Source organism: Vibrio inusitatus, assembly GCA_024346935.1.
In the GTDB taxonomy this organism is placed as follows: domain Bacteria; phylum Pseudomonadota; class Gammaproteobacteria; order Enterobacterales; family Vibrionaceae; genus Vibrio; species Vibrio inusitatus.
This window is the reverse complement of the sequence record AP024878.1, coordinates 1,391,780-1,412,994: the sequence shown is the minus strand read 5'-3', so window position 1 is coordinate 1,412,994 and position 21,215 is coordinate 1,391,780. Positions and strand designations below refer to the sequence as shown.

Here is a 21,215-nt window from a genome sequence, read left to right as displayed (position 1 = left end):
ATCACTTTCATGATAGGGCGAGCATTGCTACACTTCGCATGCTCGCCTTTCTCATAGGAACCCTACCTTGCATCAAAACGTATATATCCCTGAGCAGTTTGTTCAACTAATGAAAGAACAAATGCCTAAACATCTAAACCTAGATGAATTACTAGAGGCCTGTAAGCGCCCTCTCAAACGCAGCATTCGGGTCAATACTCTTAAGATCTCCGTTGAGGATTTTACAGAACAGGCATTAGCAATGGGGTGGCAATTAACACCTGTACCTTGGTGTAATGAAGGTTTTTGGCTTGATAATGTCGATGAGTCCAATACATCACTTGGCAATACAAGCCAACACCTTGCAGGGCTGTTCTACATTCAAGAAGCCAGCTCTATGATGCCAGTCACTGCGCTATTCGATGGTCTCAGCATCAATGCTGAAAGTCGAGTGCTAGATATGGCAGCGGCTCCTGGTTCAAAAACGACTCAAATCGCTGCCAATATGGCTAAACAAGGTTTAGTGGTTGCCAACGAATTTTCTGCGAGCCGAGTAAAGATTTTATTTGGTAACTTAATGCGTTGTGGTATCGGCAATATGGCAATGACCAATTTTGATGCCCGAGTATTCGGTCCTTGGCTTCCCGAAAAGTTTGATGCTATTTTGCTCGATGCGCCTTGTTCTGGTGAAGGCTCTTTGCGTAAAGACGCAGACGCAATGAAAAACTGGAGTTTATCCTCTGTTGAAGAGATTGCTAATACTCAACAAGACTTAATAGAAAGTGCCTTCCATGCCTTAAAGCCAGGTGGGACGCTTGTTTATTCTACCTGTACGCTAAACCGTCAAGAAAACCAACAAGTCGTCGACCACTTGTTAGAAACCTTCGACGGCAATATTGAGGTTGAATCCTTAGATGGCCTTTTCCCTGAAGCTTCTTTGTCACTAACCGATGAAGGGTATATTCACGTATACCCTCAAATCTATGACTGTGAAGGTTTCTTTATTGCCAAGTTCAAAAAAACCGGTTCAGTAACAGCACCAAAAGTGAAAAAACGCTTAGGTACACTCCCATTTCAGCGAATGTCTAACAAAGATGGTGACACCGTCACTACTTCATTAAACCAAGCCCTTGGAATTCATATATCGGACAATTACTCGCTATGGCAGCGAGATAATGAAATATGGTTATTCCCCGTGCTAATAGAACCCCTACTCGATCAAATGCGTTTTCAGCGTATTGGTATCAAACTCGCTGAGGCCCATAAAAAAGGGTATCGCTGGCAACACCAAGGCGTTGTCGCAATGAGTCAACACACCGAAAGCAATGCTATTGACCTAACAATCGATGATGCTCGTGAGTGGTATATGGGGCGTGATATCCGTCCAGAGATCCCATCTAGTAAAGGCGAGGTACTGGTTCGCTACGACGGTGTGACTATAGGTATTGGAAAGTGGGTAGGCAATCGCATAAAAAATGGACTGCCAAGAGAAATGGTTCGAGACAATAACTTGTTCTAATTCATAGAGATGAACTGTAAGCCTGCAGTTTTGTGTTTGGCGGTGAGCGCTCTTGTGTGGCAAGAGTGCCTCAGTGTACTAAACTTATTCCAACTAATCAGTTAGCGCAGGCTCTTACACAGAGCCATTCCCCAAAGCCTAGGTCAGGATAGCCTAGGCTATTTTTTGGCAAAGATTACCCTATTTTACTAGGTGAATTCCATCAGACTCAATGGTGATAAGTCCGGCTTTATACAGCCCACCAATAGTCTTTTTAAATGTACCTTTACTGGTTCGGAAAACCTTAAAGATTGCATCAGGAGAAGACTTGTCATTAAGTGGTAAGAAGCCTTCTTTTTTATTCAGTAGATCGATCACTTTTTCACTAAGATCATCCATCTTAGCTACACCTACTTTCTGTAGAGACAAATCAATCTTGCCATCTTCACGTACTTGCTTAACGTAACCCTTAAGACGTTTGCCAATAAATAGCTTACCAATAACATCAGAGCTAAAAATCATTCCCCAATGTTCACCGTTAATGATGGCCTTGTATCCTAAGTCACTGCGCTCAGCGATCAAGAGCTCTACTTGATCATTTGATTTGTAGTGATGTGGGGTTTTATCTAGCCATTTATTGAATTTAGTGGTGCCCACGATACGACCACTGGCATTGTCCGTGTACACGTATACCAAAATGGTTTGGCCTTCACTAAAACGCGCACGCTGCTCGCTGTAAGGGACAAGTAAGTCTTTCTTTTCGATCCCCCAGTTAACAAATGCACCTGTGCTGTTGATACTGGTAATTTCCATTAAGCCCCACTCGCCTACTTCTGCGATTGGGTTTTCGCGCGTCGCACAAAGCTCGTTGTCGGAATCAAAGTAAAGGAAGGCTTTAACTAACTGACCAACTTCAGGCTCCTCACTAAGCTGTTTTTTAGGCAAAAGAACACTTCCGTAATCATAAGCGTCTAGAAAAACACCAAAGTCAGTGATTTGGGTGATTTTAAGTGAGTTAAGTTGGCCAATTTTAATCATATTATTACTCGAGTTTGACGATATCGCGACGATTGTATTGCCTTACCCCGACAATACAAAGCCTTTTCTAGTACTTTGCTAAATACGAAGAATTATATCTAGTCAAGATTGATAACATCACATTTCGGGTGCTCGACCAAAAACTCCTGAAGTTTCCCTTTAGTTACTAAGTCTTCAGTAATCAAAATCGCAGGCTTACGGGCTGCATTAGCTTGTGTTAGAACCAATGACAGCAACTCAATTACGGACTCATGTTCCACATTGTAACCCGATGATACCGCTTCGTTATTTCTGTCCAAGCCTAGAGTGAGCTGTGTTAGAGAAGCCAGATCAATACAGACACCGTCAAAGTATTTTAATAGACGTTCTGAAAGTAACACAGAAGATGGCGTGTCTGCGCCAAATAGAACCTTAAGACCGTTTAATCCACGAGGTAACCCTTGCTCTGCAAGGTTATCAATGACCTTAGCAGCGTCGCTTAAGCTACGCACAAACGGAACGACAATTTCTACATCAATACCCTGTTCTCTAAGATCTTTAATGAACTGACATTCAACCGCAAAGCTTGCTTTATAAAAGCCAGAGGCGTAACGCGATACGCCGCGCATTCCTAGCATAGGGTTTAGCTCTTTCTCTTCTAAACTGCCCGCAATTAATGCTGATAAAGAACTGCTATCACAATTGCTTAGTTGTACTCGTACACGCTTATGCTCATTTAACTTAAGGTCTTTTGCCGTTTCGTTTAAAACTTCTAGATAGAACTCTCTTAGGTCTTGCCCGTTCACAACCGCTTCCAAAGCCATTGTATCTGCATCACTTAACGGAGAATCTTCGCTAATAAGTGCCGGATGAAAGAAAACGCGCTCTTGAATTACGTCCCCAATCGACAGCAACACATGCTCTGATCCATCGTTAACTTGTTGTAATGAAGTGCCTAAAAGAATTTCCGAGTTTAGCGTGTTTGGCATTTGCGTCCCTTTCTAGATCTAAGTAGCTATTATCTGATTCAAAATACCACCTCGCACCGACGATTCAAATACTTAACCTAAAATTTTGACGAAGAAAAATGGTAACTTGCCTCTTAAGCCAACTAAAGATGCAGCTCACTCTGCTTAAGCCCATATAGCGTGCAATTCTTAGACAAATAACTAGGTATTTCTCGATTTTTGGGTAATGAAGTTTATTCCCTGTCGTAATTCCGCTATCTTTAGCCCAATTTCGCTATAAGAAGAAAACAATATTATGTCTCTAAAAACCGATGAGTTGCGCACTCAACCGCTCGGCCCAATGCCAACACCAGCAGAGTTATCTCAAAATCATCCTCTTACCGCTGATGTTGCAGCGCGCATTGCGGAGTCTCGCCATCAAATTGAAGCTATCTTAAAAGGCGAAGACAAGCGATTACTTGTGATCGTGGGGCCTTGTTCTATCCATGATACTGAAGCTGCTATGGATTACGCAGGGCGTCTTGCTGCTATTCAAGAACAATACAAAGATCAGTTGTTTATTGTTATGCGTACGTACTTTGAGAAACCTCGCACCATCATCGGTTGGAAAGGTCTGATTACGGATCCTAATCTAGATGGCTCATACGCATTAGAAACGGGCTTGAACAAGGCGCGTAAATTGCTGTTGGACATCAATAAGTTGGGTTTAGCGACCGCTACTGAATTCCTAGACATGATCACAGGTCAATACATTACAGACCTGATTTCATGGGGCGCCATTGGTGCTCGCACAACTGAATCTCAAATTCACCGCGAAATGGCGTCTGCTCTGTCTTGTCCTGTAGGCTTTAAGAATGGAACTAATGGCAGCGTGAAAATTGCTATCGACGCTGTACGCGCGTCAAAGGCATCACACTACTTCTATTCACCAGACAAAAATGGTCGTATGACGGTATACCGTACTTCGGGTAACCCTCATGGTCATGTGATCCTACGTGGCGGTGATACAGGTCCAAACTTTGATACACAATCAATAGAGAGCGCTTGTAACGCTCTAGGTGAAGTAGGCTTACCTAAACGTCTTGTTGTAGACTTTAGTCACGCAAATTGCCAAAAACAGCACCGCAAACAACTCGATGTAGCAAAAGAAATCGCAAACCAGATAAAATCCGGTAGCACCTATGTCGCTGGCATCATGGCAGAGAGCTTTATTGAAGAAGGCAATCAGCCAATGGACGATCTTTCTGCACTGCAATACGGAAAATCCATCACTGATCCGTGCTTGAGCTGGGCACACACAGTGGAAATGCTGGATATTTTATCTGACGCTGTTAAAACACAACTTTAAGGAGAAGAAGTAAATGCCTTCATTTGATATTGTTTCAGAAATCGAAGTTGTCGATGTACGACACGCGGTAGAGAACGCGAACCGTGAGCTTGCTACTCGTTTCGATTTTAGAGGTGTACAAGCTAGTTTTGAATACAAAGACGAACAAGTAAAAATGTCTGCTGAAGCCGAGTTTCAACTTCAACAAATGCGCGATATCTTACGTGGTAACTTAACGCGACGTGGCGTTGACGTAAACACGATGGATGCACAAAAAGAAGACGCATCTGGCAAAAACTGGTACCAAACCGTACTGTTTAAGCAAGGTATCGATAAGGAAATGGCTAAAAAACTGGTCAAAGCCGTTAAAGATGCCAAGCTTAAAGTTCAAGCGAGTATCCAAGGGGAAAAAGTTCGAATTACGGGTAAAAAGCGTGACGACCTACAGTCGGCTATCGCACTGATCAAGAGCTCAGATCTTGGACAACCGTTCCAGTACGAAAACTTCAGAGACTAACCTACTGCAGCTTATACATTTTAACGAGGGCTTATGCCCTCGTTTTTTATATCTAGCCTGTCACCATCTGCTGTTTGGTTCTACTTGCTGCCACAAGCATATAAATACAGGTTGCGAGAAGAGCGGCAAACAAATAGCCAAGTAGCCCATGCAATTGAGAAAGAAATCCGTCGGCCACAACGGGGCCTGCAACAGAGCCAATACTGTAACTAAATAGCATCACCTGTGTTGCAGAGACAATAAAACGCTCATCTAACTTCTCGCATCCAAGGTTTATTGCCACTGGGTAAATACCAAACGTCGCCATGCCTAACACAAATAGCGCTCCAGCCAACACAGCTAGCGATGATGAAACAAACGTCAAGCCAATAGCAAACATACCCAGCATACACAGTGTCGCCATAAGCATAATTCGACTCATAAATTTGTTAAGCTTGCTAACTAGAGGTTGAACCAACATCCCACCTAAAATCACTAACGCCATCAAACTGCCTATATCAGTATGTTCAATTTTACGATTAGCCAGTTCAACTGGCATTAATCCATATATCGCCCCCAAAGTAAGGCCCGAGACTATGCACCCTATAATGGCCGCATGGTTGAGTCTTGAAATTTGCTTTATTGAGAGTGATGCCGATGCCTGGCTATTCGGTTGTGTGCAGGCAAAAAACTTCAATACCAAAACAGCCACTATTATTGGTGAAACAATCAAAATAAAAGGCATAACACCATTAATGCCAAAAACCGAGATACCAAGCTGGCCGCACGCTGAACCTCCATACAAAGACAACATATACACGCTCAATCTCTTCATTCGAGACTCTTCATCTCCAGTCATTAGCCAAGATTCCACAATGACGAAAATACCAGCAACCGCTACACCCGCAATAAAACGTGCTACGAGCCATACCAAGCCATTGGCGAACACAGGTAGCGCTACAGCCGTTACGGAAAATGTCACCAAACATCCGATAAAAGCATTTCGATGCCCTAGTTTATGAATAATATGTTCAATAATGACGGCGCCAAATAATAAGCCTGAATAAAAAGCACTCGCAAGCCAACTTGCATAATGCAGTGGAATATTAAATTGACTCAAGATTAGAGGAATCAAGCTCATTAAATAGCCCGATGCCACTGCATAAAATGTCAATGCGATAACAGGTACGGTGATTCGAGATACACCTTCAGGAAGAAGTGCTTTTTCCAATGTCGTGCGCCTAGGTTGATTATTAATTTGAAAGAATTTAAGGCGCGAATATGAGATTTTTATATGGATTAGTAAAACAACTAATTTTTACAGTATCGATAAAAGCTTTTGATAGTGTTCTAGCGAGAAGAACGCCCGTAAAACGATTTTACGGACGCTAATAATTACTTGGTAAGTGCTTGATTTAACCATTGATCAAATTGCGATTTAGGTAAGGCTCCACTTAACATGTCGACGCGTTGACCTTTGTTAAACACCATGATGGTTGGAATGCTCCTGATTTGAAACTGAGCCGCTAATTGTTGCTGGGCCTCTGTATCAATTTTGACACAACGAACCACACCTTCACGCTCTTTAGCCACATCCAAAAACACTGGGGCGAACCCTACACATGGATTACACCAAGGTGCCCAGAAATCAACAACGATCGGAGTGTCGCCTTGAAGCAAGGCTGCAAAGTTGTCGCTAGTGCCTTCGATTGGTGCTCCATCGAGTAATGCGTGTTTGCATTTACCACATTTAGCTCCGTCTGAAACTCGTTCATTAGGAATTCGGTTTAGACCACCACACGAAGGACAGCGGGTTTTAAATGATGACATAACTTTCTCAGTTCTTTTGATAGTTGGATTGTTTAAAGGCTTTCATTTTTAATTGTTAAACCAGTTAATGATAACGTTATCTGAGTAATACACTACCTCGCGTAACCTAACACTTCTATACGTCCGCAACATAAAGAAAGCTCTGACTGTAGCGCCTTGCTTACTTCCGGCAGCAATACCACCACAGAGCGGTTTTGTTGCTGTTGCTCCTCGAGTTGCTTTTTCAATTCAGCGACCTCACACCACGAGGTTCGCTCTGCGTCTCTTCGGCAACTATCAGCAAATACTGCATCTAAATCATGATAGAACAGCACCATTTCCGTCGATTGCATTAGACGCAATGCCTTGAGGGTAAGCATTTCAAAATCGCTGCCCGTTTCAATCCAACTTACGGAGTAACTAGGCTCAAACTGTTTACTCTCTAACATATCTTCATAAGAAAGATTCAACTGGGATATTGACTGTGATGATTTAACATCAGGTGCGTCAAAAAAATATTCCCAGAACAATCGTCTACGAGTTACATCAGGCAGTCTCACCTTAATATCACCACGCTTAGACGCCGCAAAGTCAGCCAATAAGCCCAAATTTTGCGGTAATACAGCCTCAAAAGTACGCCTTAGGTTACGAATAAGTACAGGCGAACTTCCCCCGCTTGAAAACGCGACCTGAATTCGTCCGCGATTTATCATTGAAGGCGTAATAAAGTCGCAATACTGTGTGTCATCCACCACGTTGACCATGATGCCAGCCCTTTTCGCATCATCATGCACTCTATGGTTCAGTTCTGGATTATCTGTTGTTGCCCAAATCTGTACAAATTCTTCTATGAGTTCTTGTTGATAAAAACCTTTTATCCAACTGAGCCTCTCTTCCTCAAATAATGATAATAAAAAGGGCTCTAATGTAGGTGAGACTACAGAGACAAAAGCCCCCGCTTTAAGTAGGCTTTCTACTTTTCGGCTTGCTACTTCCCCCCCACCGACAACCAAAACCGGTTTGTGACAGAGATCATAAAACAGAGGAAAATATCGCATCTTGTTCCTTAAATGTTAATGAAGAAAATAAAATGTGAATCACTATTTTGGTGCACGCAAAAATTTACGCTTTTGATTGTGCCACCTTAATACTCTGTAATAATAAAATTCACAGAGCATCACGCTTAAGTACCGAGCATTTACAATCGATATAACTGGTCTGACCGTATTTATAAGCAATAATATCCGATTCACCAAATTCACGCAGCACTGCACTATTTACAAATTGACAACATTTGGTCATTCTTAAGTGGTTAGTTAAGAGTAAATCACAATTTGTAATTAATTGAGATACTTAGCAACCTCAACTACTTTGTATACGGGTGTAAAAAATATGCCCCAATTTAGTGAATCGTACAATCGAATTCACGTTTAATGCAGAAATGCAAAGTCGTACTAGGTGAAACCTCATCACCCATGGATTTTAAAAGAAAGGATACGAATAGATGGCGAATAAACTCACAATTCTAGCTTCAGTAATAGCTGCTTCGACAGCTGTAGTAGCGACGTCTGCGTCGGCAGCAGATAGCACGCTAGACAAAGTATTAGCTGCAGGCTCTCTCACCTGTGGTGTGAGCACCGGCCTTCCAGGCTTTTCGAACCCTAACTCTAAAGGCGAGTGGGAAGGTATCGATGTTGAGTACTGTCAAGCTCTTGCTGCCGCGGTACTAGGCGATAAAACTAAGGTTAAGTACGTACCTCTTACCGCTAAAGAGCGTTTTACAGCGCTTCAGTCTGGTGAGATCGATGTACTATCGCGTAACACTACTTGGACTCAGCACCGTGATACTGCCCTAGGTCTAAACTTCGTAGGTGTTAACTACTACGATGGTCAAGGCTTCATGGTTAAGAAAGAACTAGGTGTTTCTAGCGCCAAAGAGCTTGATGGAGCCGCGGTATGTGTGCAATCAGGTACAACAACCGAGCTAAACCTTGCCGATTACTTCCGTGCAAGTGGCATGGAATACAAACCTGTAGTATTTGATACAGCGGCTCAGACTTCTGCAGGTTTTGATGCGGGACGTTGTGATGTTCTGACTACTGACCAATCTGGCCTTTACGCACTTCGCCTAAATCTTAAAGATCCCTCTTCTGCTGTCGTATTACCGGAAATTATCTCGAAAGAGCCACTAGGACCAGTTGTTCGTCAGGGTGACGACAAGTGGTTCAATGTAACGAAGTGGACGCTTTCAGCAATGATCAATGCTGAAGAGTATGGGGTTTCGTCTAAGAATGCAGATGAAATGCTGAAATCTTCAGATCCAAACGTGAAACGTATTCTTGGTGTTGACGGTCCTAAAGGCACTGCATTAGGACTGAAGGACGATTGGAGCTACCAAGTTATTAAGCAAGTAGGTAACTACGGTGAAAGTTTCGAACGTACTGTTGGTACAGGCTCTCCGCTACAGATTAGCCGTGGTGTGAACGCACTATGGAATGCGGGCGGTTTTATGTACGCGCCACCGATGCGTTAATCCTGAAGTTGTAACCTAAGGGCGGCCTCGCCGCCCTTTTGTTTAAATGGATTTAATTAAAGGTTAGTTGTATGACGCCACCGAAAGTAAACCCTGCCGGAGCGAACTCGGCATCAAAAAGTTCAAACCTCCTCTACAATCCCACCTTCCGAGCCATCGCCTTCCAGGTTATTGCTGTACTTGGCTTAGTTTGGTTCTTCTATACGATTGTCAATAATGCATTAAGCAATCTAGATGCACGTGGTATCGCAACGGGATTTGATTTCTTATCAAAAGAAGCCGGATTTGGCATTGGATTGCATCTCGTTGAATATGATGAGACTTACAGTTACGGTCGAACTTTCATTGTCGGCCTTTTAAACACTGCCTTGGTTGCAGTATTGGGTATCTTTTTCGCCACAATACTTGGTTTTGTCATGGGTGTTGCTCGCCTATCGAGCAATTGGCTAGTAAGTCGCTTAGCTGCAGTGTATATCGAGATATTTCGCAACATTCCTTTACTGTTGCAAATTTTCTTTTGGTATTTCGCTGTATTACAAGCACTACCATCTCCTAGACAAAGCCTGAGCCTAGGTGAAGTTATCTTCTTGAATGTTCGCGGCTTATTCATGCCTGCGCCCGTTTTCAATGAAGGTAGTGGCATCGTTATCGCGGCCCTTGTCATAGCGATAATTGCATCACTCGTCATCGGAGTTTGGGCTAAGAACAAGCAAAAACTTACCGGCCAACAAACACCTACGGGGCGAATTTCTGTCGGTCTAATTATTATTCTGCCTTTGATTGCCTATTTCTTCGCAGGAATGCCGATCAGCACTGAATACCCAGAACTTAAAGGTTTCAACTTTAAGGGTGGGATTAGTATCATTCCGGAATTAGCCGCACTTACTCTTGCATTGAGTATCTATACCGCTTCATTTATTGCAGAGATAGTACGCTCAGGTATCAACGCAGTTAGCCACGGTCAAACTGAGGCGGCGATGTCTTTGGGTTTACCTCGCACTCGTACGTTGCGTTTAGTCGTCATTCCCCAGGCATTGCGTATCATCATACCGCCACTGACTAGCCAATACCTCAACCTAACTAAAAACTCTTCTCTCGCTATGGCCATTGGTTACCCAGATCTTGTTTCAGTCTTTGCAGGAACGACACTTAATCAGACTGGCCAGGCTATCGAGATTATTGCAATGACGATGGGTGTCTACCTGACATTAAGTCTACTGACCTCTCTAATCATGAATATCTACAACAAAAAAGTAGCGCTGGTGGAGAGATAATATGAGCATACATCAATTTCAACCTGACCTTCCGCCACCATCTAGCTCCGTAGGTGTTGTGGGTTGGTTCCGTAAAAACTTATTTAGTTCTCCATTAAACTCTATCGTTTCGGTTGTACTAGGCTATCTAGCCTTCTTACTTATAAGTAACATTGTCAGTTGGGCATTTGTCAACGCTGATTGGGTTGGCACTACTCGTGATGACTGCACCAGTGCAGGGGCATGTTGGGTGTTTATTAGCGTACGTTGGGAGCAGTTCATGTACGGCTTCTATCCTCAATCAGAGCTTTGGCGCCCTCGCCTCTTCTACGCGACACTCGCCATATTCGTTGCCGCTCTAATCTATGAAAGAACACCGAAGCGTACTTGGATATTTTTATTTTTCGTCAATATCTATCCGTTTATCGTTGCGGCATTACTGTACGGCGGTGTCTTCGGACTGGAAGTAGTAGAAACGCATAAATGGGGCGGACTGCTTGTTACGCTGATTATTGCACTCGTGGGAATAGTGGTTTCTCTTCCTATCGGTGTTGTATTGGCGTTAGGGCGTCGCTCTGAGATGCCAATCATTCGCAGCATGTGTACCATTTACATTGAAGTATGGCGTGGTGTACCTCTAATCACCGTTCTGTTTATGGCTTCAGTGATGCTACCTTTGTTCCTTTCCGAAGGAATGGAGACAGACAAACTGATTAGAGCCCTAATTGGTGTGGTGCTGTTTAGTGCTGCTTATATGGCAGAAGTCATTCGTGGTGGTCTACAAGCTATTCCAAAAGGGCAATATGAAGCAGCTGATGCGTTAGGGCTCACATATTGGAAGAAAATGCGTTTAATCATTCTTCCACAAGCGCTTAAAATCACCATTCCTTCGATTGTAAACACCTTCATTGGATTGTTTAAAGACACCAGTCTAGTACTCATCATCGGTATGTTTGATGTTCTAGGTATTGGTCAATCTGCAAATACCGACCCTGAGTGGCTTGGTTTTGCTATCGAAAGTTATGTATTTGTCGCGTTAGTGTTCTGGGTATTTTGTTTCGGCATGTCGAGATATTCGATATGGCTAGAAAACAAACTTCACACCGGTCACAAACGATAATTATCAAGGACGTATTATGACGCAACAACAAGATTACATGATCCAGTTGAAGGACATGAACAAGTGGTACGGTGAGTTTCACGTACTAAAGAACATTAACCTCGAGGTTAAAAAAGGCGAAAAGATTGTTATTTGTGGCCCATCTGGCTCGGGTAAATCCACAATGATTCGCTGTATTAACCGTCTAGAAGAGCACCAACAGGGACATATTTTTGTCTCTGGTACTGAGCTTACTGAAGACCTTAAAAACATTGAAGCGGTACGCAAGGAAGTAGGTATGTGTTTTCAACACTTTAATCTATTCCCTCACCTCACCGTTCTAGAAAACTGCACATTAGCACCAATTTGGGTGAAGAAGATGCCCAAAGAAGAAGCTGAAAAAGTAGCAATGAAGTACCTAGAGCGCGTTAAGATCCCAGAGCAAGCAGACAAATATCCAGGTCAGCTTTCTGGCGGACAACAGCAACGCGTAGCGATCGCTCGTTCTCTTTGCATGAACCCTCAAGTAATGCTGTTTGACGAACCTACGTCAGCACTTGATCCAGAAATGGTGCGAGAAGTGTTAGACGTAATGGTAGAGCTTGCTGATGAAGGCATGACAATGCTTTGTGTAACGCACGAAATGGGCTTTGCAAAAGAGGTTGCCGACCGGGTTATCTTTATGGATGCGGGGGAGATCATAGAAGAAAACAATCCTGTTGATTTCTTCGAAAACCCTCAATCGGATCGTACTCAAAACTTCTTATCGCAAATACTGCACCACTAAAGGCAATTTTAACGTAGAATAAAGGGTAGCTTAGCTGCCCTTTTTTACTTTTACTTACTAAGCGAGTTACCATCTGTTACATATTACAGTTCACTCGGTAACACTATTTGCTTAATATCAAGTTGGCTTAGGCGAACGCCCTACTTGAAAAATGGAACTTTTCGCCACATATCTATACTAATTATTTAAAAGGTCTTTGAGGAACTCTATGAACAGTCCAATGGTATCACGCACTCGCACGCAAGAAAGTGTGCTGCAAACCAACAAGGTTTTGCGTAACACCTACTTCTTGTTATCACTAACACTACTTTGGTCTGCTATCGTTGCGGGCTTCTCTATGGCAATGAACCTACCTCGTCCAGGTTTGATCATCATGCTAGTTGGTTTTTACGGCCTACTCTACCTTACTGAAAAGAACCGTAATAACAGCATGGGTCTAGTGTTTACATTCCTATTCACTGGTTTCTTGGGTTACACAACAGGCCCAATCCTGAATGCATACATTGGCGCTGGCATGGGTGACACCATAGTTACTGCTCTTGGCGGTACGGCTCTAGCATTCATGGGTGCATCAGCTTACGCATTAACCACTAAACGCGACCTATCTTTCCTTGGTGGTGTGCTAATGGCTGGTTTCGTTGTTTTGCTAGTTGGTATGGTTGCAAATATCTTCCTGCAAATGCCAATGATTCATCTTGCAATGAGTGGCATGTTCGTTATGTTCTCTACTGGTGTAATCTTGCTAACGACACAGCAAATCGTACGCGGTGGTGAGACGAACTACATCTCAGCAACAGTAAGCTTGTACGTATCTATCTACAACCTATTCATCAGCCTACTTAGTATTCTAGGCATCATGAATAACGATTAATTTTGATTAATCTATGAATTGTTAAGCCCGCACTAGTTGCGGGCTTTTTATTTTTTATTGATAATTCAATGAATAAAATCCAAATTAGGAACAGACTATGTTTGAATTTAACGGCAAAAACATAGAAACAGACGCGCAAGGCTATCTTCTTAACTTTAAAGATTGGGAAGAAGGCATGATTGCGATCTTAGCCGAAGAGGAAGGTATTGAGTTGACAGAGGCTCACCTAGAGGTAGTACATTTCGTACGTAACTTTTATATAGAGTTTAATACGTCTCCTGCCGTGCGAATGCTGGTAAAGGCGATGGAAAAAGCGCACGGAGTCGAAAAAGGAAACAGCAAATACCTCTTCAAGCTTTTCAAAAAAGGTCCTGCAAAGCAAGCGACCAAACTAGCAGGTTTACCAAAGCCAGCTAAATGCTTATAGGCTTGCTATTGTTCACCCTTGCCATGCCCGATTGCTTTTATCGGGCATCTCACTAGAGTCGAAATCTTATCTAAGCTTTGCACTTGAAAAGGTCCCCGATAGAAACACTCAGGGACGATGGTTGTCAATCAAACAACACAAAAGCTGTAATCTAGAGACCTGTTAGAGTGCATATAAGAGAGCTTAAAGGATATTAAAGCCTGAATAGTGCTTGAATTCGGTTTCTGAAGAAATACAGCTTTCTACAGAAGCCGTTCTTGGCCCTTGCTTTAGCCATTCGCCTAGTTGGTCTACTCCCGACATAGATCCGCAAGCCATTACCTCTACATTGCCATCATTGAGGTTTTTCGCATACCCCGTCAAACCAAGCTTTATCCCTTCATGAGCAGTGTGATAGCGAAAGCCGACCATTTGCACCCTACCCGACACTAAAAACTTTCTACAAATTGACAACATATAATCTCCTGTCAGTTTCGATTCAATTCACAGTAGTCGTTTATCTGAAAGTATAAGCCCTTCTGATTTGCTTTTAGCCGATGCTTACACGACAATGTCACAAAATTTCCTTTGAGACTTACATTTCCTATGAGTGCATCTATAAAACTTGCCAAAGGCAGAGATAAATCTGTTCGCCGTCGTCATCCGTGGATCTTTTCTAGAGGTATAGAAACGGTTTCAGGTGACCCTCAACTTGGCGATACTGTGGATGTATTCGCGCACAACGGACAATGGCTAGCAAAAGCGGCCTACTCACCTAACTCTCAAATTCGTGCTCGTGTATGGAGCTTCATCAAACAAGATATCGACACTCAGTTTTTCATAACGCGAATCGAACAAGCACAAATGTTGCGAGATGAAAGTATTGCTGAGGGTGGACTTACGGGTTATCGCCTTATCGCTGCAGAGTCAGATTCAATGCCTGGAGTCACCATTGACCGCTACCAAGATTATATGGTGTGTCAATTTCTAAGTGCTGGCGCAGAAAAGCATAAGCAAGAGATTGTAGATGCTCTCGTACACTGCTTCCCTAATTGTTCTGTTTACGAACGGTCGGATGTTGCCGTTCGCAAAAAAGAAGGCTTAGAAGAGAGTACAGGGCTTCTACACGGCACAGAACCTACTGAGCCGGTAGTGATTGAAGAGAATGGAGTTAAAATACAAGTCGATATTAAGACTGGGCATAAGACAGGCTTTTACCTTGATCAAAGAGACAGTCGCCAACACTCAATGAAGTATGTCAAAGGTAAACAAGTTCTTAACTGCTTCTCCTACACTGGTGGTTTTGGTCTTTATGCGTTAAAGGCAGGCGCTGAGCGTGTCATTAATATTGATGTTTCACAGCCTGCTCTTGATATTGCGAAGAAGAATGCAGAAATTAATGGTTTTGACGTCAAAAAGGCGGTATTCCTGAATGCGGATGTCTTTAAGATTCTTCGAGAGTATCGAGATCAAGGTACTCAATTTGACGTTGTTATTATGGACCCGCCAAAGATGGTAAGCTCCAAAAACAACCTCACGAGTGGCGCTCGTGGCTATAAAGATTTGAACATGCTTGCAATTCAAATCCTTAAACCGGGAGGCACACTACTCACTTACTCATGCTCAGGGTTAATGGAGTCGGGCTTGTTTCAAAAAATTGTCGCCGATGCTGCCCTTGATGCCGGACGCGAGGTCAAGTTTGTCGAGTCATTTACTCAAGCAAGCGACCACCTGTTTGATACTGCTTACCCTGAAGGGCTTTACCTTAAAGGCTTTGCGGCTAAAGTAATCTAATAAACACCAAATAATAGAGGCTTGCAAGCGCAAGCCTCTATTATCTTGAGTACAATTTGCAACGTTAGTCTTGTACCACCAACTGATTCAGAATATCAGCTGCATTAAAACCACCTGTATCAGAGATCAATTCTCCAAACTGCTCTCTACTGTCTTCTATCACAATGGTTTGTTTTCCAGAGTCATGAGTAATATCCAAAGATATGTCATCTCCGACGACAAATACTTCAATAGACGCTAATAACTCATCTAAGTTGTTACTTCCCGTATCTTCCAGAATATTATTCAGATTGATGCTGTCCTCACCGACAGTAAAGTTTTGTATTACATCGGTACTATCATCTAGTTGGCCATCAACCCAGACAAACGATTCAGCATCATCAGTTGCCACTAAGATATCTTCACCTAAGCCTGCTAGAATTGTGTTTAACTCACCTGCGGCAAACAAATTCGCGCTGACTTCGGGTTCAACATCTATTATCTCTACATTAATCTGATCCTGAGATGATTTAGGCTGGCCAATATTCACATCAACTAAGTTAACGGTAAATGTTTCATTTCCCTCAACCTCATTATCAGCTGTCGCAAATATCTCCATAGAGACAATATCATCATCTGAAGCGCCTCTAGCGACGATCTTATCAACGTCTGATGTGTTTGTAATGATCACATCTATTGTTCCATCGTCCCTTTCTACAAAGGTTGAATTAAACCCGTCAGCAGTGTTAATTAACACATCATAATCGGATAAAGTTAGCCCTGCAGCCATATTAGCAATAGCAAAAGAAAATACTAACGATGCACCAGCCCGAATTGTAACGTTACCGCCCTCTAGCAATTTGACATTAATAGAATTACCAAAATTCCCTTCTGTCACTTCATTGAGCTTCTTAGGAGTAAGACCCCACGCAGCGTCATTATCTTCACCACCGATGAATGCCACCGTGACTGCAGTCACATCGATAAGCCCATTTGGGTCTGTTACCAAAACATTGAACGTATGGGTGCAATCAACGTCGTCAGCAAGCCCTTGTTTAAGCGTTATAATCCCTGTTTCCGAATCTATACTAAACAACTCATTGGACTCTTCGAAACTAAAGGATAATACATCTCCATCAGCATCTTCTGCTATTACAGCGCCTACCGTATCACCGGCATTAGCACCCTTACTCAATGCTACGAAGAAGTAGCTATCGTCATTAGGAACATCACCAGGTTGATCATCACCTGAGATAAACTCTGGCGCTTCGTTCACATCCAAAGTCACCGTATCTGTTATAGTTGCTTTGTTACCATCAACATCGGTGCTTTTCGCCGTTACGGTAAGAGTACCTTCATTAAGTTGACTCACGTTGATATCTTCAAACAGATAGTTCCCGTCTACTAACGTAAAGCCACTTACGTCAATAACTAACTCATTATTACTGCTGTCTGTGATAATAAGTGAATCAAGGGTTTTACCTCCCTCACCAACAAAACCAGTAATAGTGGCAGTTTCAGTCCCGCTATTAATCACTTCTTCGCCGTTATTATCGGTTATTGCCACCTCAGGTTGCACAATCTCATCATCGTTGTCCTCATCATCGCCGTAGATAAAGTCTTTTTCTACCGTATCGGTTACCTCAATGGTGTTGCCGTCTACGTCAGTACTACCGGCGGTCACCGTCAGTTCGCCATCCAATAGGTCTGTTACATCAATGCCAGTCACTTCGTAACTGCCATCCGTCAGGGTCACGCCACTCACATCAACCACTATTTGGGTGCCTTTGGTATCCGTGATGATGAGAGAGTCTAAGCTTTCTCCACCTTCTCCGATAAAGCCGGTAATGGTTGCGGTTTCCCCTTCGCCGTTGATCACCTCTTCGCCATTGTTATCCGTCAAAGACACCTCTGGCGGCGCAATATCTTCGCCGTAGGTAAAGTCTTTCTCCACCGTATCGGTGACGGTCGCTGTGTTGCCGTCCACATCGGTGCTGCTTGCCGAGACCGTCAAAATGCCATCATCAAAGCCCGATACATCAATGTTCTCAACCGTGTAATAGCCGTTTTCATTTACTGTCACTTGGCTAACATCAACGACTATCGGCTCTCCACCAGGGCCGGTGATGATCAAACTGTCTAGGGTTTTACCCCCTTCCCCTAAGTAACCATTAATGGTCGCTTGTTCATTCTCGTTGATGACCTCATTCTCAGCGGCATCATCACCTTCGGTATTGTCCGTTAGTGATACAAACGGCGGCGCTATGTCACCGCCTTCGTCATCACCATCATCGCCGTAAGTAAAGTCTTTCTCCACCGTATCGGTGACCGTCGCTGTGTTACCGTCCACATCGGTGCTACTTGCGGTCACTAGCAACTCACCATCATCAAAGCCCGATACATCAATGTTCTCAACCGTGTAGTAGCCGTTTTCGTCTACTGTCACTTGGCTAACATCAACGACTATCGGTTCTCCACCGGGGCCGGTGATGATCAAACTGTCTAGGGTTTTGCCGCCTTCTCCTAAGTAACCATTAATGGTCGCTTGTTCATGCTCATTGATGACCTCATTCTCAGCCGCGTCATCACCTTCGGTGTTGTCCGTTAATGATACAAACGGCGGCGCTATGTCACCGCCTTCGTCATCACCATCATCGCCGTAGGTAAAGTCTTTCTCCACCGTATCGGTAACGGTCGCTGTGTTGCCATCCACATCGGTGCTGCTTGCGGTCACTAGCAACTCACCATCATCAAAGCCGGATACATCAATGTTCTCAACCGTGTAGTAGCCGTCTTCATCTACCGTCACTTGGCTAACATCAACGACTATCGGCTCTCCACCAGGACCAGTGATAACTAAACTATCGAGGGTTTTGCCCCCTTCCCCTAAGTAACCATTAATGGTCGCTTGTTCATTCTCATTGATGACCTCATTCTCAGCGGCGTCATCACCTTCGGTGTTGTCCGTCAACAATACAAACGGCGGCGCTATATCACCACCTTCGTCATCACTATCATCGCCGTAGGTAAAGTCTTTCTCCACCGTATCGGTGACGGTCGCTGTGTTGCCGTCTACATCGGTGCTACTTGCGGTCACTAGCAACTCGCCATCATCAAAGCCCGATACATCAATGTTCTCAACCGTGTAGTAACCGTTTTCATCTACTGTCACTTGGCTAACATCAATGACTATCGGTTCTCCACCGGGGCCGGTGATGATCAAACTGTCTAGGGTTTTGCCGCCTTCCCCTAAGTACCCATTAATGGTCGCTTGTTCATTCTCGTTGATGACCTCATTCTCAGCGGCATCATCACCTTCGGTGTTGTCCGTCAACAATACAAACGGCGGTGCTATGTCACCGCCTTCGTCATCACCGTCGTCGCCGTAGGTAAAGTCTTTTTCCACCGTATCGGTGACGGTCGCTGTGTTGCCGTCCACATCGGTGCTACTTGCGGTCACTAGCAACTCGCCATCATCAAAGCCCGATACATCAATGTTCTCAACCGTGTAGTAGCCGTTTTCGTCTACTGTCACTTGGCTAACATCAACAACTATCGGCTCTCCACCAGGGCCGGTGATGATCAAACTATCGAGGGTTTTACCCCCTTCTCCTAAGTAACCATTAATGGTCGCTTGTTCATTCTCGTTGATGACCTCATTCTCAGCCGCGTCATCACCTTCGGTATTGTCCGTCAACAATACAAACGGCGGCGCTATATCACCGCCTTCGTCATCACCGTCGTCGCCGTAGGTAAAGTCTTTCTCCACCGTATCGGTGACGGTCGCTGTGTTGCCGTCCACATCGGTGCTACTTGCGGTCACTAGCAACTCGCCATCATCAAAGCCAGATACATCAATGTTCTCAACCGAGTAATAGCCGTCTTCGTCTACTGTCACCTGGCTAACATCAACGACTATCGGCTCTCCACCGAGACCGGTGATGACTAAACTGTCGAGGGTTTTGCCCCCTTCTCCTAAGTAACCATTAATGGTCGCTTGTTCATTCTCGTTGATGACCTCATTCTCAGCCGCGTCATCACCTTCGGTATTGTCCGTTAGTGATACAAACGGTGGTGCTACGTCACCGCCTTCGTCCTCACCGTCGTCGCCGTAGGTAAAGTCTTTTTCCACCGTATCGGTGACGATCGCTGTGTTGCCGTCCACATCGGTGCTACTTGCGGTCACTAGCAACTCGCCATCATCAAAGCCCGATACATCGATGTTCTCAACCGTGTAGTAGCCGTCTTCATCTACTGTCACTTGGCTAACATCAACAACTATCGGCTCTCCGCCGAGGCCGGTGATGATCAAACTGTCGAGGGTTTTACCCCCTTCCCCTAAGTAACCATTAATGGTCGCCTGTTCGCTTTCATTGATGACCTCATTCTCAGTTGCGTCATCACCTTCAGTGTTGTCCGTTAGTGATACAAACGGCGGCGCTATGTCATCACCTTCATCATCACCGTCGTCGCCGTAGGTAAAGTCTTTTTCTACCGTATCGGAAACTGAGACTGGATTTCCATCTGCATCACTGCCTGACGCAACAACAGTAAGCACGCCATCAGCTAACGACGTGACCTCGATACCGGTCACTTCGTAGTTGCCATTTCCGTCAAATACAATCTGGTTAGGATCAATCTCTATTTGTTGACCCATACTGTCAGTGATAGTCAGTGTTTCGAGTGTTTCACTATTTCCACCAAGGGACCCTTTTATCGTTGCTGTTTCTCCCTCTCCGTTGATTACCTCTTCCCCATTATTATCTGTTAGCGACACTGTACTTACTGTAAGTAGGGCAACCGTTTGAACGATAAGCTCAGTGACAGCGTCACTTTGCTCAGCAGTAAAAACTGAAGGGAAAATACCTTCTGTTTGAAAATCTGTGGTTGCAATGGTTTGTGCTCCATCACGCTCAACTGCTCCCGTCGCAGTTAAACTAGAGCCTTCATCTTCGCCGGATTGAGGATCGTTTCCTTCTTCTGCAGTAGGATCACCATTTTGTGCAAGTGAATCTAAAACACTTTGTATGCCAGACTGAGCGTCTACTGATTGGATTGAGTTTTGCTGAGCAACTGACACTCGGAGTTCAGTGACTATATCTTCAGGTACAGTCAAAGGGTTCTCGCCTACGGAAAGGATGACATCACCGTCTTGCGGTACATAATCTAGAGGGGCTATTTTTAGGTTGCCTTGTGCATCAACGATCAACCAAGCTTCGCCAGCTACAACGTCTTGAGCAAATGAGATACTGTCCATGTGTTCTCCTTGGCTAGTGTGTTCAGAGCTAACCTGTAATCTACATATATATTTTTTTTCGCTTCTGTTTAAATTTTATACTATTTTTAAGTAAGTGTGATGCTAATGTAACAACGAAAAACAAACTAACAATAAGAAACAA

At 43.9% G+C, this 21,215-nt stretch carries 17 protein-coding genes; 10 read left to right on the top strand and 7 right to left on the bottom strand.

All coding sequences use genetic code 11. The features are described from left to right. The first annotated feature begins 67 nt into the window (after positions 1–67). The gene (gene rsmF / locus OCU48_RS06485) at positions 68–1,498 is read left to right on the top strand and encodes a 16S rRNA (cytosine(1407)-C(5))-methyltransferase RsmF (RefSeq protein WP_141345200.1); all 1,431 of its coding nucleotides are present in this window, start codon (positions 68–70) and stop codon (positions 1,496–1,498) included. Between the two features lie 180 nt (positions 1,499–1,678). On the opposite strand, the gene OCU48_RS06480 is transcribed toward rsmF, so the two are convergent. Together OCU48_RS06480 and OCU48_RS06475 are read right to left on the bottom strand one after the other, a co-directional pair. Then, positions 1,679–2,515: a CvfB family protein gene (locus tag OCU48_RS06480; RefSeq protein WP_141345199.1), complete on the bottom strand. Its 837-nt coding sequence runs from the start codon at positions 2,513–2,515 to the stop codon at positions 1,679–1,681. A 98-nt stretch (positions 2,516–2,613) separates the two neighbouring features. Then, positions 2,614–3,483 (bottom strand): putative PEP-binding protein, encoded by an 870-nt coding sequence (locus tag OCU48_RS06475; RefSeq protein ID WP_141345198.1) that lies wholly within the window; start codon positions 3,481–3,483, stop codon positions 2,614–2,616. A 274-nt stretch (positions 3,484–3,757) separates the two neighbouring features. On the opposite strand from OCU48_RS06475, the gene OCU48_RS06470 reads away from it, so the two are divergent. Together OCU48_RS06470 and OCU48_RS06465 are read left to right on the top strand one after the other, a co-directional pair. Then, positions 3,758–4,810, top strand: a complete 1,053-nt coding sequence (locus OCU48_RS06470) for a 3-deoxy-7-phosphoheptulonate synthase (RefSeq protein WP_141345197.1) — start codon at positions 3,758–3,760, stop codon at positions 4,808–4,810. A 13-nt stretch (positions 4,811–4,823) separates the two neighbouring features. Next, positions 4,824–5,306, top strand: coding sequence for a YajQ family cyclic di-GMP-binding protein (locus OCU48_RS06465; protein ID WP_141345196.1), 483 nt, complete (start codon positions 4,824–4,826; stop codon positions 5,304–5,306). Between the two features lie 52 nt (positions 5,307–5,358). On the opposite strand, the gene OCU48_RS06460 is transcribed toward OCU48_RS06465, so the two are convergent. From OCU48_RS06460 to OCU48_RS06450, 3 genes are all read right to left on the bottom strand, one after another. Further along, positions 5,359–6,516, bottom strand: coding sequence for an MFS transporter (locus OCU48_RS06460; RefSeq protein WP_141345195.1), 1,158 nt, complete (start codon positions 6,514–6,516; stop codon positions 5,359–5,361). A gap of 164 nt (positions 6,517–6,680) precedes the next feature. Beyond that, positions 6,681–7,115, bottom strand: a complete 435-nt coding sequence (gene trxC, locus OCU48_RS06455; RefSeq protein ID WP_141345194.1) for a thioredoxin TrxC — start codon at positions 7,113–7,115, stop codon at positions 6,681–6,683. A 92-nt stretch (positions 7,116–7,207) separates the two neighbouring features. Next, the gene (locus OCU48_RS06450; RefSeq protein WP_141345193.1) at positions 7,208–8,152 is read right to left on the bottom strand and encodes a precorrin-2 dehydrogenase/sirohydrochlorin ferrochelatase family protein; all 945 of its coding nucleotides are present in this window, start codon (positions 8,150–8,152) and stop codon (positions 7,208–7,210) included. A gap of 446 nt (positions 8,153–8,598) precedes the next feature. Between OCU48_RS06450 and OCU48_RS06445 the strand changes: the two genes are divergently transcribed. The 6 genes from OCU48_RS06445 to OCU48_RS06420 all read left to right on the top strand — a co-directional run bounded on the left by OCU48_RS06445 (position 8,599) and on the right by OCU48_RS06420 (position 14,064). Next, positions 8,599–9,627 (top strand): amino acid ABC transporter substrate-binding protein, encoded by a 1,029-nt coding sequence (locus OCU48_RS06445; RefSeq protein WP_141345192.1) that lies wholly within the window; start codon positions 8,599–8,601, stop codon positions 9,625–9,627. 71 nt (positions 9,628–9,698) lie between these two features. Further along, positions 9,699–10,901: an amino acid ABC transporter permease gene (locus tag OCU48_RS06440; RefSeq protein ID WP_141345191.1), complete on the top strand. Its 1,203-nt coding sequence runs from the start codon at positions 9,699–9,701 to the stop codon at positions 10,899–10,901. 1 nt (position 10,902) lies between these two features. Further along, positions 10,903–12,000: an amino acid ABC transporter permease gene (locus OCU48_RS06435; RefSeq protein ID WP_141345190.1), complete on the top strand. Its 1,098-nt coding sequence runs from the start codon at positions 10,903–10,905 to the stop codon at positions 11,998–12,000. A gap of 16 nt (positions 12,001–12,016) precedes the next feature. After that, a complete protein-coding gene (locus OCU48_RS06430) occupies positions 12,017–12,766 on the top strand; it encodes an amino acid ABC transporter ATP-binding protein (RefSeq protein WP_017029007.1) in 750 nt (249 codons plus the stop codon). Positions 12,767–12,974: 208 nt separating this feature from the next. Then, positions 12,975–13,637, top strand: a complete 663-nt coding sequence (locus OCU48_RS06425; RefSeq protein WP_141345189.1) for a Bax inhibitor-1 family protein — start codon at positions 12,975–12,977, stop codon at positions 13,635–13,637. Between the two features lie 97 nt (positions 13,638–13,734). Then, the gene (locus tag OCU48_RS06420) at positions 13,735–14,064 is read left to right on the top strand and encodes a TusE/DsrC/DsvC family sulfur relay protein (protein WP_141345188.1); all 330 of its coding nucleotides are present in this window, start codon (positions 13,735–13,737) and stop codon (positions 14,062–14,064) included. 183 nt (positions 14,065–14,247) lie between these two features. On the opposite strand, the gene yccX is transcribed toward OCU48_RS06420, so the two are convergent. Beyond that, positions 14,248–14,520 (bottom strand): acylphosphatase, encoded by a 273-nt coding sequence (yccX, locus tag OCU48_RS06415; RefSeq protein ID WP_141345187.1) that lies wholly within the window; start codon positions 14,518–14,520, stop codon positions 14,248–14,250. Between the two features lie 129 nt (positions 14,521–14,649). Between yccX and OCU48_RS06410 the strand changes: the two genes are divergently transcribed. Next, on the top strand, positions 14,650–15,837 hold the full coding sequence (locus tag OCU48_RS06410) for a class I SAM-dependent methyltransferase (RefSeq protein WP_141345186.1): 1,188 nt from the start codon (positions 14,650–14,652) through the stop codon (positions 15,835–15,837). A gap of 64 nt (positions 15,838–15,901) precedes the next feature. On the opposite strand, the gene OCU48_RS06405 is transcribed toward OCU48_RS06410, so the two are convergent. Continuing rightward, a complete protein-coding gene (locus OCU48_RS06405; protein ID WP_337983904.1) occupies positions 15,902–21,073 on the bottom strand; it encodes a beta strand repeat-containing protein in 5,172 nt (1,723 codons plus the stop codon). Between the last annotated feature and the right edge of the window lie 142 nt (positions 21,074–21,215).

Bases quoted from the DNA above. Each gene is read 5' to 3' on its own strand.
- OCU48_RS06480 (WP_141345199.1), bottom strand. From the start codon at position 2,515: ATGATTAAAATTGGCCAACTTAACTCACTTAAAATCACCCAAATCACT.
- OCU48_RS06475 (WP_141345198.1), bottom strand. From the start codon at position 3,483: ATGCCAAACACGCTAAACTCGGAAATTCTTTTAGGCACTTCATTACAA.
- OCU48_RS06470 (WP_141345197.1), top strand. From the start codon at position 3,758: ATGTCTCTAAAAACCGATGAGTTGCGCACTCAACCGCTCGGCCCAATG.
- OCU48_RS06465 (WP_141345196.1), top strand. From the start codon at position 4,824: ATGCCTTCATTTGATATTGTTTCAGAAATCGAAGTTGTCGATGTACGA.
- trxC (WP_141345194.1), bottom strand. From the start codon at position 7,115: ATGTCATCATTTAAAACCCGCTGTCCTTCGTGTGGTGGTCTAAACCGA.
- OCU48_RS06450 (WP_141345193.1), bottom strand. From the start codon at position 8,152: ATGCGATATTTTCCTCTGTTTTATGATCTCTGTCACAAACCGGTTTTG.
- OCU48_RS06445 (WP_141345192.1), top strand. From the start codon at position 8,599: ATGGCGAATAAACTCACAATTCTAGCTTCAGTAATAGCTGCTTCGACA.
- OCU48_RS06440 (WP_141345191.1), top strand. From the start codon at position 9,699: ATGACGCCACCGAAAGTAAACCCTGCCGGAGCGAACTCGGCATCAAAA.
- OCU48_RS06435 (WP_141345190.1), top strand. From the start codon at position 10,903: ATGAGCATACATCAATTTCAACCTGACCTTCCGCCACCATCTAGCTCC.
- OCU48_RS06430 (WP_017029007.1), top strand. From the start codon at position 12,017: ATGACGCAACAACAAGATTACATGATCCAGTTGAAGGACATGAACAAG.
- OCU48_RS06425 (WP_141345189.1), top strand. From the start codon at position 12,975: ATGAACAGTCCAATGGTATCACGCACTCGCACGCAAGAAAGTGTGCTG.
- OCU48_RS06420 (WP_141345188.1), top strand. From the start codon at position 13,735: ATGTTTGAATTTAACGGCAAAAACATAGAAACAGACGCGCAAGGCTAT.
- yccX (WP_141345187.1), bottom strand. From the start codon at position 14,520: ATGTTGTCAATTTGTAGAAAGTTTTTAGTGTCGGGTAGGGTGCAAATG.
- OCU48_RS06410 (WP_141345186.1), top strand. From the start codon at position 14,650: ATGAGTGCATCTATAAAACTTGCCAAAGGCAGAGATAAATCTGTTCGC.
- OCU48_RS06405 (WP_337983904.1), bottom strand. From the start codon at position 21,073: ATGGACAGTATCTCATTTGCTCAAGACGTTGTAGCTGGCGAAGCTTGG.